At 61.0% G+C, this 15,236-nt stretch carries 12 protein-coding genes; 7 read left to right on the top strand and 5 right to left on the bottom strand.

Going from position 1 to position 15,236, the window contains the following annotated elements; all coding sequences use genetic code 11:
* Positions 1 to 54 precede the first annotated feature (54 nt).
* The 4 genes from H681_RS24135 (at position 55) to H681_RS26515 (ending at position 5,589) form a co-directional block, all read left to right on the top strand.
* A complete protein-coding gene (locus H681_RS24135; protein ID WP_015479524.1) occupies positions 55 to 3,705 on the top strand; it encodes an RHS repeat protein in 3,651 nt (1,216 codons plus the stop codon).
* A gap of 15 nt (positions 3,706 to 3,720) precedes the next feature.
* Positions 3,721 to 4,641: an RHS repeat domain-containing protein gene (locus tag H681_RS26155; RefSeq protein ID WP_015479523.1), complete on the top strand. Its 921-nt coding sequence runs from the start codon at positions 3,721 to 3,723 to the stop codon at positions 4,639 to 4,641.
* Between the two features lie 3 nt (positions 4,642 to 4,644).
* The gene (locus tag H681_RS26520; protein WP_157883357.1) at positions 4,645 to 5,022 is read left to right on the top strand and encodes a hypothetical protein; all 378 of its coding nucleotides are present in this window, start codon (positions 4,645 to 4,647) and stop codon (positions 5,020 to 5,022) included.
* Between the two features lie 201 nt (positions 5,023 to 5,223).
* Positions 5,224 to 5,589 carry a hypothetical protein gene (locus H681_RS26515; protein WP_157883356.1) on the top strand — a complete coding sequence of 122 codons (366 nt, stop codon included), beginning with the start codon at positions 5,224 to 5,226 and terminating at the stop codon, positions 5,587 to 5,589.
* Between the two features lie 209 nt (positions 5,590 to 5,798).
* Here H681_RS26515 and betT read toward each other — a convergent pair whose 3' ends face one another.
* The 3 genes from betT to H681_RS24120 all read right to left on the bottom strand — a co-directional run bounded on the left by betT (position 5,799) and on the right by H681_RS24120 (position 10,703).
* Entirely contained in the window at positions 5,799 to 7,775 is a 1,977-nt protein-coding gene (gene betT, locus H681_RS24130; protein ID WP_015479522.1) for a choline BCCT transporter BetT, read from the bottom strand.
* 566 nt (positions 7,776 to 8,341) lie between these two features.
* Complete coding sequence (locus H681_RS24125) at positions 8,342 to 9,145, bottom strand: TlpA disulfide reductase family protein (protein ID WP_015479521.1); 804 nt, start codon at positions 9,143 to 9,145, stop codon at positions 8,342 to 8,344.
* Between the two features lie 109 nt (positions 9,146 to 9,254).
* Positions 9,255 to 10,703 carry an aminotransferase-like domain-containing protein gene (locus tag H681_RS24120; protein WP_015479520.1) on the bottom strand — a complete coding sequence of 483 codons (1,449 nt, stop codon included), beginning with the start codon at positions 10,701 to 10,703 and terminating at the stop codon, positions 9,255 to 9,257.
* Between the two features lie 186 nt (positions 10,704 to 10,889).
* On the opposite strand from H681_RS24120, the gene H681_RS24115 reads away from it, so the two are divergent.
* A complete protein-coding gene (locus tag H681_RS24115) occupies positions 10,890 to 11,120 on the top strand; it encodes a DUF1127 domain-containing protein (protein ID WP_015479519.1) in 231 nt (76 codons plus the stop codon).
* Between the two features lie 157 nt (positions 11,121 to 11,277).
* Here the strand turns inward: H681_RS24115 and H681_RS24110 are convergent, their stop codons facing one another.
* Both H681_RS24110 and H681_RS24105 read right to left on the bottom strand, forming a co-directional pair.
* A complete protein-coding gene (locus H681_RS24110) occupies positions 11,278 to 12,768 on the bottom strand; it encodes a YifB family Mg chelatase-like AAA ATPase (RefSeq protein WP_015479518.1) in 1,491 nt (496 codons plus the stop codon).
* 54 nt (positions 12,769 to 12,822) lie between these two features.
* Positions 12,823 to 13,107 carry an accessory factor UbiK family protein gene (locus H681_RS24105; RefSeq protein ID WP_015479517.1) on the bottom strand — a complete coding sequence of 95 codons (285 nt, stop codon included), beginning with the start codon at positions 13,105 to 13,107 and terminating at the stop codon, positions 12,823 to 12,825.
* 414 nt (positions 13,108 to 13,521) lie between these two features.
* Between H681_RS24105 and glnK the strand changes: the two genes are divergently transcribed.
* The gene (gene glnK, locus H681_RS24100) at positions 13,522 to 13,860 is read left to right on the top strand and encodes a P-II family nitrogen regulator (RefSeq protein WP_003457590.1); all 339 of its coding nucleotides are present in this window, start codon (positions 13,522 to 13,524) and stop codon (positions 13,858 to 13,860) included.
* 41 nt (positions 13,861 to 13,901) lie between these two features.
* Positions 13,902 to 15,236: an ammonium transporter gene (locus H681_RS24095; protein ID WP_015479516.1), complete on the top strand. Its 1,335-nt coding sequence runs from the start codon at positions 13,902 to 13,904 to the stop codon at positions 15,234 to 15,236.

Here is a 15,236-nt window from a genome sequence, read left to right as displayed (position 1 = left end):
TTGATATGCCTGGCTGCGAGAGCTGACCGGGCGTGCGGAATCAAGGAGAAACCTATGGTCAGTAAACGTGCAATCGCTGTCACATGGATGGTGTGCCTTGCCGGCTCCCAATACCTGGCTGCAGCTGAAGAGTTCAATAGTGCGGCAGTGGGGTCATACCAGGACCCAGGTTTCAATGCAGACCGAAACTATGCCAGCGATGGCCAGGTAGACAGCGTCGACCCGTTCAGCGGCGCACTCAAGATCCAGGTTCGGGATCTGGTGATTCCCGGCAACGGCGGCATGGATATCGAGATACTGCGTAACTACCAGAGTGTGACGAATAGCGTTGGTCCATACAGCAACGGGTATGCGGCTCGTACACCTTTTGGTACCGGATGGGATTTGCATTTCGGCCGGATCTGGGTTTCGCAGAAATACAACTATCTCAACCAGGCAGATACCAACCACGGCTGTCAGATATCTGAAATCTCCTCCAGTCTTAATCCGATTCTCGAATTGCCGGATGGCTCGCGGCAAGTACTGGCCAACGGTGACGGTAACGATTATGCGTTCATTACCAAGTCGCGCTGGATCGGTCGCTGTTTGCCGACTAGTCAGAACAAGGGCGATGGCGGTCTGCTGGTGTTTTCACCTGACGGGCGAAAATATATCTTCAACCTGAAAGGAACGGTCTCTCCCGATCAGCAACTGCGCAGCTACTTCGTCACCCGTATCGAGGATGCGGATGGCAATGCCCTGGACTTCAGCTACAACATCACCTCCTCAAACCAACTGGCGCCGCATCATCTACTCAAACGAATCAGCGCTTCGGATGGCCGTACGGTCAGCTTTTCGTATTCCGATGAAAGTGGGACGCGCGCGACCCTGAGCAGGATTTCCGCCAATGGTCGCTACATAGATTTCGATTATGTCGATGCGAACTGGGGCCAGGGGGCAAAGCCACACTACTTGTCGGCTGTCAAATACCCGGATGGTACGCGCTGGACCTACAGTTACAACAACTCGAACTCGATTGTGGGAACTGTCCCGGGGCGTTTTTCCATGACTGCCATGACCAGTCCCGCCAGATTGAAGACGAGCTATGACTATGACGTCCTGCAGTTGGGTGTGGATGTGGCGGAAAAGCTCAACGTCATCAAGCGCCGGACGCTGTCGGGTGTAACCGGTGTACAGCCTGGCAACCTGGTATGGGAGTACACGTACACCAAGGGTTATTCACCCGGAAATGATCAGACAGTGGAACGCGGACCACTGCAATGCATCACTTACGAACACGTTGGTACCAATACCATAGCCAATGGTGCATCCGGGGTGGACCAAGGGCTCTGGAAGGTGGGTAATCTGGTTCGCAAGAGTGTTGCAGCGCGAGGATGTGGCGCTGCCCTGCGAACAGAGACTTACACCTGGGATCGCCAGGATATCTCCGGGCAGAAGGAAATGCGGCGCTACAACCTGCTGGTCGAGAACAGCACGCGGGCGCCAATCCTCAAGCAACGTGTGATTACTCAGGATGGCAGCACCTATATCACGGGTTACACCTACGACCGTTACGGACAGCCGTTGACGGTCTCGGAGCAGGGCCAGGGTAGTCGCACTACCAGCTATACCTACACTCGGCCGGGCGGGCTATGGATGCTCGGCAAGGTGGCAAACAAGACCGTATCCGGTATTCCGGGCTCGATCAGCAACAGCTATACGAACTCCGGTCGTCTATCTCATACCTCCCGGTATGGTGTCGCCACTCGATATACCTATACCCCCAAAGGCGATCTGGCCAGCGAGACCGACGCCAATGGTCGAGTCGCCCAGCATTCCGATTACTACAGGGGCATTGCGAAGCGGACGGTACAGCCTGATGGCGGCATCATTGGGCGTGCGGTCAATGCAACGGGTACCCTGGCTTCGCTGATCGATCCCCTGGGGCGAGTCACCAGCTATGCCTACGATGCGATGAACCGCGTCACCATGATCCAGCTCCCCAAGAGCAGCGTTACTCGTTACGACATCGGCTACAACTTTACCTCCATTGGCGTCACGGAGACGGCGACGCGAGTGGGTTACACCCGGGTCCGTCAGTACAACTCCCTGGGGCATCTGATCAGCCAGAAGGAGCAGGGTGGTCCGTCTCCCATCGTGAGCAATGCGACCTACCAGGCGGATGGGCAGAAAGTTTTCCTTTCCCTGCCTGGATACGCCGTCGCCAGCAGCAATGGTGAGCGTTTCGAATACGACGGCCTGGGACGTCGCAAGCTCACCCGGCATGCGGATGGGACGAGTATCTCGGTTTCCTACGGGAGCAACTCAGAAACCTCTGTTGATGAACGAGGCAATCAGACCCGCCGAACCTATGCTTCCTATGGTGACCCAGTGGAGCGTGGACTCATTCGGATCGAGCAACCGGCGAGTGTCACCACGATCATCACCCGCGACCATCTGGGGCGCGTCACTGCCCTTGAGCAAGGCGGTCTGAAGCGTACCTATACCTATGACTCGAGAGGCTTCCTGGCGAGTGAATTCAATCCGGAAACGCAAACCACAACCTATGGCTACGATGCGGTAGGCAACCGCACGAGCCAGAAGGTGGGCGCCGCGGATGCGGACTACTTCGCCTATGACGCGATGAACCGCCTAACCGCCAGAAACCTCGCGGGAGGCCAGACCTTCGCATTCTCGTACGATCTCGGCGGCCGGTTGCTGAGGCAAACCTCTTATCAGGGGACCGTGTGGGACTTCACCTATAACGCCCATGACCAGATCATCCAGGAAACCCTGACGTTATCCACTCCCCGCCGCAGTTTCAGCATCGGTTATGGCTACAACTCCCTGGACCAGTTGCACACCATCACCTATCCCAGCGGGCTGCAGGTGTTCTACAACCCCGACATCTATGGTCGACCCACCCAGGCCGGTAGTTTTGCCAGCACCGTAGCGTACTACCCAAACGGTGCACTGAAGTCCCTGACCTTTGCCAGTGGGCGGACATTGACGGTCGGGCAGGATCCACAGCGACTGCATCCAACCGATCGGCGAGTCGGTGGCCTCACGCAGCTTCCCGTCCCCATGGCGCAGCGCTACCTCCATGACGGCGCTGGAAACCTGACGCAGCAGGTGGACGAAGTGGATGGCCGCTACAACCAGGTAATGAGCTATGACGGGCTCGATCGTTTGACCGGCTCCAGTGGTATCTGGGGTAACGCTATTTTCGCCTATAACAACCGCAATGACTTGACCGCCCAGAATATCGGCGGGCGGCAGTTGAACTACGGCTATGACAGCCAGGGGCGCCTGGCATCCATAGGCGGTACGCTCAATTTCGCGCTGACCTACAACAACCGTGGCAACACCACCCAAGGGCGCTCGCGCTACACCTATAACAGTGCCAACCAGATGATGCAGTTCTGCATCGATCCGAAATGGGACTGCCCGTCTCCCACCGAGAGCTACATCTACGACCCTCGCGGTTACCGCAGCGTCACTACCTTCGCCACTGGTATCCAGGAATTGGCTCTGTATGGCCAGGACGGTCGCCTGCTGCGCGAGGACTTCCCCGCCGATGGCGGGTTCGTCGAGCACATCTACCTGGCTGGCGAGCGAGTCGCCTCGCGAATGCAGTGTGAGTTCGTTGATAGCAATGGCAATGGCGTTTCCAACTGCCAGGAGCGCCGATATCCAGTTGCTGGACGCTCTGGGACCGTTTTTTGAATAGGGAGAACAACCATGCATCAGTGGATGAAATTGCTTGGCTTGTGTCTGCTGTCGATCTGCGGCGCGGCTCACTCCGCCGAAGTCTTCGTGACCTACTACCACAACGATCTCCTCGGCTCGCCCGTAGCGGCAACCGATGAGAGTGGCAAGGTTCTCTGGCGAGAACATTTCCGTCCCTATGGTGAACGGCAGGACACCCCGGCTTACCGGGGGTATGGCTCGATAGGGTTTACCGGGCACCTGCAGAGCCAGTCCAACGAATTGGTTTATATGGGCGCGCGGTATTACGATCCGGTAATTGGACGGTTTTTGTCGGTGGATCCATTCGGAGTTGATGCGAGAAAGCCAAAGACTTTAAATCGATATATATATGCAGTCGGAAATCCTTATGCGTATATTGATCCTGATGGGCGACAGATTGTGTCAGTTGATGCAAAAGATAATGGAAGAATTGCGTCTTGGATTAATAAATATGCGTCCGTGAGATTCGGGTTTAATGGGAATAATCAATTGCGGTATATTGGTGGAAAAAACAATAGTGGATCTGGTTATTATTCTGATCGAATTAAGAAGGCTATTAACAATGAAGGTGTGATCTATATAAGGGTTGGCGAAAGATATTTTGATGGAGGAACTTTAAAGGATGAGGATATATCCATGCAAGGCGGTGCAGTCACTAGCGGGTTGAGTGGGGATAGCTCTACAATGTTTGTGACTGTTAGTGCGAGTGAGGATAATTCTGCTGCTGCTTTGGAGGGGGGCGGATGGATGGGCTATGATCCGTCTGAGGCTTTGATGCATGAACTCGTTGGGCATGCAATTCCACATATGGTTGGCGCAGACACGGGTAATGCAATTTCCAATGAAAATAAAGCTCTCAAACAGATAAAAGGTCTTGCTCCTCGTTTAGCCAATCCTAATCACGTGGAGTGAGCTATGAAGAGTATAGTGAGTATAAGGTCTTTTGCTGTTCTTCTGATTTTGATCTTTTCGATGGATGTTGGTGCAAATAATATCACAAGGCAATCTTTCGAAGAGATTGTTCATGGCTCTGATTTGGTAGTAATTGGTCGGGTGGTTGGTATAGAAAAATCAGATTATCCTTATGATCGAGCAATAATAAGAGTTATGAGTACCTTGAAGGGGGATGAGAGAAGGCTTATTAATTTTGCGATCAATAGTAACATGCTTGGAGAACTTCCGGCTTGTTGTGTAAAGGGAAAGGTTTATTTGTTGTTTCTAGCTAGAAATAAAATTGGAGATTATTATCCAATAAATGGACCGTATGGTGTTTATCCTATAGAGAATGATTAGAGGGTGGGAAGGATTAAAGAGTTCTTCCAGTCAGGCGTCAAGGGGTTTAATTGCTGGTTAGATCGAGTCGGGTGAAGTTCTCATTTGTTAAGCTTTTTGTCTTGGAGGCGGCACGGGAGACGGAGTATTGAATGAAAGCAAGATGAGGCAGCAATTGCAGATCGCTCCGCTTCGATCTCCGTCATTTGCCGGAGCTCGAGAGTGAATAAGTATCTTCTGCGAGTCCTTGCAGGCTTTATGTTGATTATTCCTGCTATTTGTTTGGCGTGTTCACTAAGAAAACTATCTTTGGAGGGGGTTTCTGCTGCATCGGACGTGGTTTTTATAGGGAGAGTTACTTCTTTGGATAAAGTTGATCAGAGGGAAATTGCTAGATTCAGTCATGTCAAATTTTTGAAGGGAGGCGCAAGAGAGGTTAGATTTGTTTATAGAGGTAGTAGTGTGTCGGAGAATGATGCGGCACTATGCTGTGAGGTGGCGGGAGTTTATCTTGTTTTTGGAGTTAAAGGTTTGGATGGATATTATTACGGGGCAAATGGTCCTTATAGTACATACAGGGCCGAGTAATTACGCTGGGCCAGCCGCTGACCGCTCAAACCTGAAGACTTCCAGTAAATGAATTGTATGGTGATAGATGGGGTTGGTAATAAAGAGTGGGTTGTCGACTGGATGGGGAGCGTAATTGATGATTTGGGGTTCTTGTGGGTGAATGCCTGAAGTACGCCGATCCCGTTGCCCTGAAGTTAAAGAGGCCGGCATTTGCCGGCCTCTTTCATTCAGCGCACCACGTGCAGGAAGTGCAGGTGCCGTTCGTACTGGTCGAGGATGTCGCTGATCACCCCGTCGCGGCTCCAGCCCATGACGTCGTAGTCCTGGCCGCCTTCCTTGAGGTGCACCTCGGCGCGGAAGTACTTGCGGGATTCGCTGGTGTCCTCGGTGTCGCGCATGACGAAGCTGGGGGTGGTGAAGGCGCGCGGACGGACCTCGTAGATGAAGTCGACCTCGGTGCCATGCCCGACCTCCAGTCGCACCCGGCTGTCGTCGCCGGTCGTCACGCCGACGTCGTAGCCCTGCTTGCGCAGTTCGGCCGCGACATCCTCGCAGGCCGGGCGCGCCACTTCTTCGATGAAGCGGTTGACGTGGCTGCGCCGCGGGAACATGGCGATGTTGCGCAGGCGGCGCTGCCAGCCTTCGCCGCTGCTGCGGTGGCGGGCGGGAGAGAAGCTCAGCGCCTGGTAGCGGATGCCGCGCTTGGTGGCGTCCAGGCGCAGGGCCTTGAACAGCCCCCAGATCGAGGCGAGCAGGATGATCGCGAAGGGCAGCGCGCTGGCGATGGTCGCTGTCTGCAGCGCTTTCAGGCCGTCGGTCAGCAACAGCGCGATGGCCACCACGCCCATCAGCACCGACCAGAAGACGCGCTGCCACAGCGGCGAATGGTCGTGGCCGGAGGAGGCGAGCATGTCCACCACCAGTGCGCCGGAGTCGGCCGAGGTGACGAAGAACACCACCACCATCGCCACCGCGACCAGCGAGATCACGCTGCCCAGCGGGAAGTGTTCGAGGAAGGCGAAGAGCGCCACCGAGCTGTCCTGGTTCACCACGTCCGCCAGTCGGGTGAAGCCGTCCTGCAGGATCATGTGGATGGCGCTGTCGCCGAACACGGTCATCCACAGCAGGGTGAAGCCGGCCGGGACGAAGAGCACGCCGCAGACGAACTCGCGGATGGTCCGGCCGCGCGAGATACGCGCGATGAACAGCCCGACGAAGGGCGACCAGGACAGCCACCAGCCCCAGTAGAGCAGGGTCCAGCCGCCGATCCAGTCGGTAGGCTGGTAGGCGTACAGGTTGAAGGTCTTGTTGACGATATCCGAGAGGTAGGCGCCGGTGTTCTGCACGTAGGTCTGCAGCAGGAACACGGTGGGGCCGAAGACCAGCACGAAGAGCAGCAGGACGACCGCCAGCCCCAGGTTCAGCTCGGAGAGGATGCGGATACCCCGGTCGAGGCCGCTGGCGACCGAGAGGGTGGCCAGGCCGCAGGTCACGGCGATCAGGATCACCTGCACCGTCTGGTTCACCGGCCAGCCGAACAGGAAGTGCAGGCCGCTGTTGATCTGCAGCACGCCGTAGCCCAGCGAGGTCGCCACGCCGAATACGGTACCGATGATCGCGAAGATATCCACCGCATGGCCGATGGGGCCGTAGATACGTTCGCCGATCAGCGGGTAGAGCGCCGAGCGCAGGGTCAGCGGTAAACCGTGGCGGAAGCTGAAGAACGCCAGGATCAGCGCGACGATGGCATAGATCGCCCAGGCGTGCAGGCCCCAGTGGAAGAAGGTCAGCTTCATCGCTTCGCGAGCCGCTTCCACGGTGTGCGGCTCGCCGACGGGGGGTGCGATGAAGTGCATCACCGGTTCGGCGACGCCGAAGAACATCAGGCCGATGCCCATGCCGGCGGAAAACAGCATGGCGAACCAGGTGGTGTTGCGGTAATCGGGGCGGCTGTGGTCAGGGCCGAGCTTGATGTCGCCGTAACGGCTGACGGCGAGGAAGACCACGCTGATCAGCACCAGGGCCACGGTGAGGACATAGAACCAGCTGGCGTTGCTGATGATCCATTTCTGCACCAGGCCGAAGAGTGACTGGGCCTGCTCCGGCAGCAGCGTCGCGAAGGCGACGAGGGCGAGGATGAGTATGGCGGAGGTATAGAAAACCGGAGGGTTCAAGGTGCTCCGGGGGCGGGAAGGTGTCTCCATCTTGAGCTAGCTCTCCTTGTTATCGGATTGCCACCCTGAGGGCGGAAGACGCAGCATTCTAGCATAGATCGATAGCTTTTTTGATTTGAGATCATGGATTCGATAGTTTTTTGGTATTCATTAGTCGATCTCGAATATTTTCGAGGTTGTGTTCAGGCTGCGTGCCAGCAGTGGCTGCCTTTACTCAAGACCACGGCGAGAGAGACGGCAATTCCTGGCCGGAACGGCGCTGCCGGCGATCCGAAGCACGGCTACAACGTGAAGCCCGAGAGTATCGGCGACGGATCGCAAGACCGGTGAGTGGGATGGCCGGCAAGCAGCCCGCGAGCTTCTCCCGCATCGACCCGTGGAAGCGCCCGATCCTGGTTGGCAGCGTTATCCGCTGTACAGCGCTCTGTAGCTTTGCCTGTAGGAGCGAGCTTGCTCGCGAAAGACTACCTGCGCACGCCGGATGGCTCGGCGGAATACCAGGGTTCGCGAGCAAGCTCGCTCCTACAGGTGTGGGGTGGGTAGGGAAGGTCGGGCGGATAACGTCGAACGTTATCCGCCCTGCGGGTGTGGGTGGATCAATCCTTGAGGCGGCCCAGGCCGTATTCCAGGCTGGCGGCGGAGAGTTCGCCCATCTGGCTGTGCTTCAGGCGCCCCTGGGCGTCGTAGAACAGTGTGGTGGGCATGCCGTAGGAACCGGTGGCCTGGCCCAGGCGGTTGCCGCTGTCGAGCAGTATCGCCGCGTCGCTCAGGCCCTGGTCGCGCAGGAAGCCTCGTACGGCTTCGGCGGATTCACCCTGGTTGACCAGCAGGAAGCGCACGTCGCTGCGGTGTTGCTGCGCGGCTTCCAGCACCGGCATCTCGCGCCGACACGGTGGGCACCAACTGGCCCAGAGATTGACCACCATTGGCCGACCGTCCAGCACGCGCAGATCGACCGGTTGGCCGCCCAGGTCCAGCACCGTCAGCTCCGGGATCTGCTGACTGCGTTCCAGCGCCGAAGTCACGGCATTGCCGCCACCCCAGACGCAGGCGCCCACCACCGCGGCGACCGCCAGCGGCCGGCGCAGCGCGATCTTGCGCCAGGCCAGCAGCCCGCCGATCAGCACCGCCGCCAGGATGCCCGGCAGGGCGAGAAAGCCGCCATCGCGGATATCCACGATGCTCAGCGGCGTGGCCCCGTACTGTCCGGCATAGCGGGCGACGAAGGCCAGCCGCGCCACCAGCAGGCCGCCGAGGAACATGGCGAACAGCGCGCCTTCGGGGTTGGCGCCACGTTTGCGCCCGGCCAGCCAGCCGGCAAAGAGCGCGGCGAAGAAGCCGAGGTAGAGCAGGACGTGGGGCAGGGGAATGGCCAGGGAGCCGAGGGTGAGACTGGTCAACGCGAATCGCCTTGGGTCGGGAGCGCACGACGGCGCTTGGCAAAGGACCGTCAAGGTACCGCAGCCCGGCGCTGCGCGGCAGCGCCAGGCTGTGGATAAATGTTTCGTCTCAGGCCGGCAGCAGCGCCTCGTCCTGTGCGCGCAGCTCGGTGGTCAGCCGCGTGGCGCAGGCGCCGACCTTGCGCACGGCGTCCTCGATACGCGCCAGGTCGCGACTGGAGTAGTTCATGCGCAGGCAGTTGCGGTACTTGCCCGAGGCGGAAAAGATGCTGCCCGCCGCCACCTGCACGTTGTCGCGGCGCAGTTCCTGGTTGAGCCGCACGCTGTCGAACTGCGCGTCCAGCTCCACCCAGAGCATGAAGCCGCCGCGTGGGCGGCTGGCCAGGGTGCCTTCGGGGAAGTAGCGGCCGACCCATTCGCTCATCAGGTCGCGCTGGCGCTGGTACTGCGCGCGCATGCGGCGGATGTGCGGCTCGTAGTGACCGCCGCCGACGAACTCGGCCAGGGCCATCTGTGGCTGTGGCGCGCACGTGCCGCTGGCGATGTACTTGAAGTGCAGGATGCGGTCCAGGTAGCGCCCCGGCACCACCCAGCCGGTACGCAGTCCGGGCGCCACGGTCTTGGAGAACGAGCTGGCCAGCAGCACGCGGTCGTCGGTGTCGAAGGACTTGATGCTGCGTGGCCGCGGGTAGGCGTAGGCCAGCTCGCCGTAGACGTCGTCCTCGAGGATCGGCACGTCGTAGCGCGCCGCCAGGCACAGCAGGGCGCGCTTGCGGGCGTCGGGCATGATGTAGCCCAGCGGGTTGTTGCAGTTGGGGGTGAGCAGGATCAGCCTCACCGGCCACTGTTCCATCGCCAGCTCCAGCGCTTCCAGGCTGACGCCGTTGACCGGGTCGGTGGGGATTTCCAGCGCCTTGAGCCCGTACGCCTTGAGCGCCTGCATGGCGCCATGGAAGCTCGGCGAGTCGATGGCCACGATGTCCCCCGGCTGGCAGATGGCGCGCAGGGTGATGGCCAGGGCTTCCTGGCAGCCGGTGGTGATGACGATTTCGCTGGGCGGTACCTGGCAGCCGGAGTCGAGCATCAGTCGGGCGATCTGCTCGCGCAGCGCCAGCGAACCCTGGATGCCTTCGTAGCCGAGGCTGTGCATATCGGTGCGCCGGGCCGCCTGGACCATTGCGCGCTGCAGCGGTTTGAGCGACGGGCTGGCGATATCCGGCGTGCCGCGTCCGAGCTGGACGAAATCGCCGCCCGGCGCGCGCCGTACCTGTTCCAGTACCTGATCCCACTGCGAGACATCCACCGGCCGTTGTGCCGGCCGGGTCATCGCCGGCAGCGGCGGCAGGTGTCGGCGCTCGGGCACGAAGTAGCCGGACTTCGGTCGTGGCTCCACCAGTCCGGAGTCCTCCAGCACGCGATAAGCCTGCTGTACCGTACTGATGCTGACGCCGTGCTCCTCGCTCAGCGCGCGCACCGAGGGCAGACGGTCACCGGGGCGGTACAGCCCCTGCTCGATGCGTTCGCCGAGGGTGGCGGCGAGCTGCGCATAGCGCGTCATGACAGATATCCAAAGTCGTCGGTGGCTGTTCGAGTGCAGTACAGATTGCGCAAAAATACGCCATTCAGAGGTTTTTCGCGCCTGTCTGTATGGGAAAAATTCAGATGTGTTGAATCTGTAATGCTTTTGGTCGATTCGTCACGCTATCCCCACGTCTGGTGAACCCTAGAGTGGAGGAGCAACGACATGACCGGCATGAGCGATGTACGCCTGACCCTGTACCAACAGGAACTGCTGGAAATCCCGGGTACCCGCGTAGCCGCGCGTGGATCGCAGGAGAGCCGCTGGCAGCAGTTCTGGCGCCGCGTGCGCACCCGCAAGCAACTGCTGGAGCTCTCCGACGAGCAACTGCGGGACATCGGCGTCAGCCGCGAACAGGCGCGGCTGGAGGCGATGCGGCCGTTTTGGCGTTGCTAGTGGCCTGTGTGGCTAATTCGACTAATCAATTTCGGCGCCAGGCTTCGCCGTACTGCGTTGCCGCTCCTCACCGTAGCCCTGCTACGACTCGTCGCGGCGCCTTGTCTGGCAAACCCTGGCACTCGAACTTCAGTTGCCGAATTAACCGTACAGGCCACTAGTGCCCGGCGCGGTACTGCAGCGCCTCGGCCAGGTGCGCCCGGCCGATGGCCTGCGTCTGCTGCAGGTCGGCCAGGGTGCGCGCCACCTTGAGAATCCGGTGCAGGGCGCGCAGCGACAGGTTCAGGCGTTCGCCGGCCTTCTCCAGCCAGAGCTGGTCTTCGGCGCTCAACGCACAGAATTGGTGCATCTTCTTCAGATCGAGAAAGGCGTTCGCGCAGCCCTGGCGATTCAACTGGAGCTGGCGCGCGGCGGCAACCTGCACGGCCAGCTCGGCGCTGCTGGTGCTGGGGCCGCCAGGCGCGAGGCTGGTGCTTTCGCGGCTGACCGTCAGGTGCAGGTCGATACGATCCAGTAGCGGCCCGGAGAGCTTGGCGCGGTAGCGCTGGACCTGCTCGGGCGAGCAACGGCAGCGTCCGCTGGGGTCGCCGAGGTAGCCGCACGGGCATGGATTCATCGCCGCCACCAGCTGGAAACGCGCCGGGAAACGCACACGACCGCTGGCGCGGGCGATGACGATCTCGCCACCCTCCAGGGGCTCCCTCAGGACCTCCAGGACCTTGCGGTCGAACTCGGGCAGTTCATCCAGGAACAGCACGCCTTCATGGGCCAGCGTGATTTCTCCGGGTTGAGGACGGCTGCCGCCGCCCACCAGGGCGGGTGCGGATGCCGTATGGTGCGGCTGGCGAAACGGACGTTGCGGCCAGTGGGTCAGCGGTCCGCGTCCGGCCACGGAATGGATCGCTGCGACTTGCAGCGCTTCGTCTTCCTCCAGCGGTGGCATCAGGCCGGGCAGGCGGCTGGCGAGCAGTGTCTTGCCGGTGCCGGGCGGGCCGCTGAACAGGAGGTTGTGCGCACCGGCGGCGGCCACCAGCAGGGCGCGCTTGGCGGCGGTCTGGCCCTGCACTTCGGCGAGGTCGGGATAGGGTGGCGTGCTGCGCAGCAGGCCGTTCGCCTCATAAGGCCGCAGGCGCTCCCGGCCGCTGAAGTGCGCGGCCAGTTCCAGCAGGTGGCCGACGGCATAGACCGTCAGCCCGCTGGCAAGGCTGGCTTCCTCGGCATTCTCCCTGGGCACCACCAGTGCCCGTCCGGCGGCGCGGGCGGCCAGCGCGGCAGGGAGTACGCCCGGCACCGGGCGCAGGGTGCCGGAGAGCGCCAGTTCGCCCAGACATTCCAGGTCCTCCAGGCCACTGGCATCGGCCAACTGCCCGCTGGCGGCGAGGATGCCCAGGGCGATGGCCAGGTCGAAGCGGCCGCCGTCTTTCGGTAGGTCGGCCGGGGCGAGATTGAGGGTGATGCGGCGGGCGGGGAAGTCGAAGCCAGAGTTGAGCAGGGCGCTGCGCACGCGGTCCTTGCTCTCCTTCACGGCGCCTTCGGGCAGGCCGACCAGGGTCAGCGACGGCAGGCCGTTGGCCAGGTGCGCCTCGACGGTGACGCCGGGTGCTTCGACGCCGACCTGGGCGCGGCTGTGGACGATGGCGAGGGACATGGATCACTCCTTGATCACATGCCGCCCCGCCGGCGGGGCTTCCCTGCCTGCCCTTTATTCGGCTGGGGCGGCCGGGGCGGCGTCGGCGGGCGGCGAGAGCTTGGCTTCCATTTCCGCGACCTTGGCTTCCAGGGCCTCGAGGCGGGCGCGGGTACGGGCGAGCACCACCATCTGGCTGTCGAACTCGTCACGGCTGACCAGGTCGAGCTTGCTGAAGGCGCTCTGCATCAGAACCTTGAACTGGGCTTCCAGCTCGGCCTTCGGCAGGGGCGATTCGCCGCCGAACAGGCGTCCGGCTTGTTGGCTGATGGCGTCGAGGAAGGCTTTGGGCGGCAGCATGGTTCATGGGTTCCGGATTGAATCAGAGCGCAGTCTATCACGCAGCCGGTACCGGCTGCGGCGCGGAGGATTGCACGCTTTTTGAGCAGTATGCCCGCTGCATATGCGCGCTTTCGGTGCGCGGGATGGCAGCTGGCGATTGGCCAGGGACCGCGAATTTTCACCAAGTGACTGAAACCACGGGCATTTCATAGAGCTGGCAAGGTTCATGCTTTGGGGCAGATATGGCGTGCACCGACGCAGTTCCGGTGCGGCAGGCGACGCGGGGGATCGCGACGCATCAAGCGGCTGGATAAGAGTCGGAGTGCTGAGACAGGGCGGCCGGCGCATTACAAAAGCCAGACACTGCGCTTAGACTTGTCCTCGGGTTCGTTCTTCCTGGGGCGGGTCCACCAAAACACGGGAGAGAGTTACATGAAGCTAGTCACAGCCATCATCAAGCCGTTCAAGCTGGACGACGTTCGTGAGTCGCTGTCCGAGATCGGCGTGCAGGGCATTACTGTGACCGAAGTCAAGGGCTTCGGCCGGCAGAAGGGCCACACCGAGTTGTACCGTGGCGCGGAATACGTCGTCGACTTCCTGCCAAAGGTGAAGATCGACGTCGCCATCGCCGATGACCAGTTGGATCGCGTTATCGAAGCCATCACCAAGGCTGCCAACACCGGGAAGATCGGTGACGGCAAGATCTTTGTCGTAAATCTGGAACAGGCCATCCGTATCCGTACCGGCGAAACCGGCACCGACGCGATCTAAGCCAAGCCCACACCGAACCCCACGCCCCAGGAGAAACAACAATGACTCTGCGCAGATACGCAGGGCTAGGCGCCCTATTGCCTCTCGCAATGCCCGGACTGGCCCTGGCCGACGAGGCTGCGGCCCCCGTCCTGAACAGCGGCGACACCGCCTGGATGCTGATTTCCAGTGCCCTGGTGCTGCTGATGACCATCCCTGGCCTTGCGCTGTTCTACGGCGGCATGGTGCGCGCCAAGAACGTCCTGTCGATCATGATGCAGTGCTTTGCGATCACCGCGCTGATCAGCATCCTCTGGGTCGTCTACGGCTACAGCCTGGCCTTCGACACCGTGGGCATGGAAAAGGGCGTGATCAACTTCGCCTCCTTCGTCGGCGGCCTGGACAAGGCGTTCCTCGCCGGCCTGACCAACACCGGCCTGACCTCCGCCGCCGCGCTGTTCCCCGAAAGCGTGTTCGTGATGTTCCAGATGACCTTCGCGATCATCACTCCGGCCCTGATCGTCGGCGCGTTCGCCGAGCGCATGAAGTTCTCGGCCATGCTGATCTTCACCGCGCTGTGGTTCACCCTGGTCTACGCACCGATCGCCCACATGGTCTGGAGCGGTGATGGCGGCCTGATGTGGGACTGGGGTGTGCTGGACTTCGCCGGCGGCACCGTGGTGCACATCAATGCCGGTGTCGCGGGCCTGGTCGCCTGCCTGGTGCTGGGCAAGCGCAAGGGCTACCCGAATGCCGCGATGGCGCCGCACAACCTGGGCTACACCCTGATCGGCGCCGCCCTGCTGTGGATCGGCTGGTTCGGCTTCAACGCCGGCTCCGCCGCCGCCGCCAACGGCACCGCCGGCATGGCCATGCTGGTCACCCAGATCGCCACCGCCGCCGCCGCCCTGGGCTGGATGTTCGCCGAGTGGATCACCCACGGTAAGCCGAGCGCCCTGGGCATAGCTTCCGGCGTGGTCGCCGGTCTGGTCGCCATCACCCCGGCCGCCGGCACCTGCGGTCCGATGGGTGCCATCGTGATCGGCCTGGCCGCTGGCGTGATCTGCTTCTTCGCCGCCACCAGCCTCAAGCGCGCCATCGGCTACGACGATTCCCTGGATGCCTTCGGCGTGCACGCGGTCGGCGGCATCGTCGGCGCGCTGCTCACCGGCGTGTTCGCCGCGCCCGCCCTGGGCGGCTTCGGCACCGTCACCGACATCGGCGCGCAGCTGTTCACCCAGTTCAAGGGTGTGGCCTTCACCATCGTCTACACCGGTATCGTCAGCTTCGTGATCCTCAAGGTCCTGGACCTGATCATGGGGCTGCGCGTCACCGAGGAAGAGGAAACGATGGGTCTGGACCTCTCCCTGCACAACGAGCGCGGCTACAACCTGTAA

Source organism: Pseudomonas sp. ATCC 13867 (assembly GCF_000349845.1).
Taxonomy (GTDB): Bacteria; Pseudomonadota; Gammaproteobacteria; order Pseudomonadales; family Pseudomonadaceae; genus Pseudomonas.
Note: the sequence above shows the minus strand (reverse complement) of the source record. Positions and strands in the feature narration are given on the sequence as shown.

Coding starts and splice junctions, on each gene's coding strand:
- H681_RS26155 (WP_015479523.1), top strand. CDS start 3,721: ATGCATCAGTGGATGAAATTGCTTGGCTTGTGTCTGCTGTCGATCTGC.
- H681_RS24115 (WP_015479519.1), top strand. CDS start 10,890: ATGACCGGCATGAGCGATGTACGCCTGACCCTGTACCAACAGGAACTG.
- H681_RS24105 (WP_015479517.1), bottom strand. CDS start 13,107: ATGCTGCCGCCCAAAGCCTTCCTCGACGCCATCAGCCAACAAGCCGGA.
- H681_RS24135 (WP_015479524.1), top strand. CDS start 55: ATGGTCAGTAAACGTGCAATCGCTGTCACATGGATGGTGTGCCTTGCC.
- glnK (WP_003457590.1), top strand. CDS start 13,522: ATGAAGCTAGTCACAGCCATCATCAAGCCGTTCAAGCTGGACGACGTT.
- H681_RS24095 (WP_015479516.1), top strand. CDS start 13,902: ATGACTCTGCGCAGATACGCAGGGCTAGGCGCCCTATTGCCTCTCGCA.
- H681_RS24110 (WP_015479518.1), bottom strand. CDS start 12,768: ATGTCCCTCGCCATCGTCCACAGCCGCGCCCAGGTCGGCGTCGAAGCA.
- H681_RS24120 (WP_015479520.1), bottom strand. CDS start 10,703: ATGACGCGCTATGCGCAGCTCGCCGCCACCCTCGGCGAACGCATCGAG.
- betT (WP_015479522.1), bottom strand. CDS start 7,775: ATGGAGACACCTTCCCGCCCCCGGAGCACCTTGAACCCTCCGGTTTTC.
- H681_RS26520 (WP_157883357.1), top strand. CDS start 4,645: ATGAAGAGTATAGTGAGTATAAGGTCTTTTGCTGTTCTTCTGATTTTG.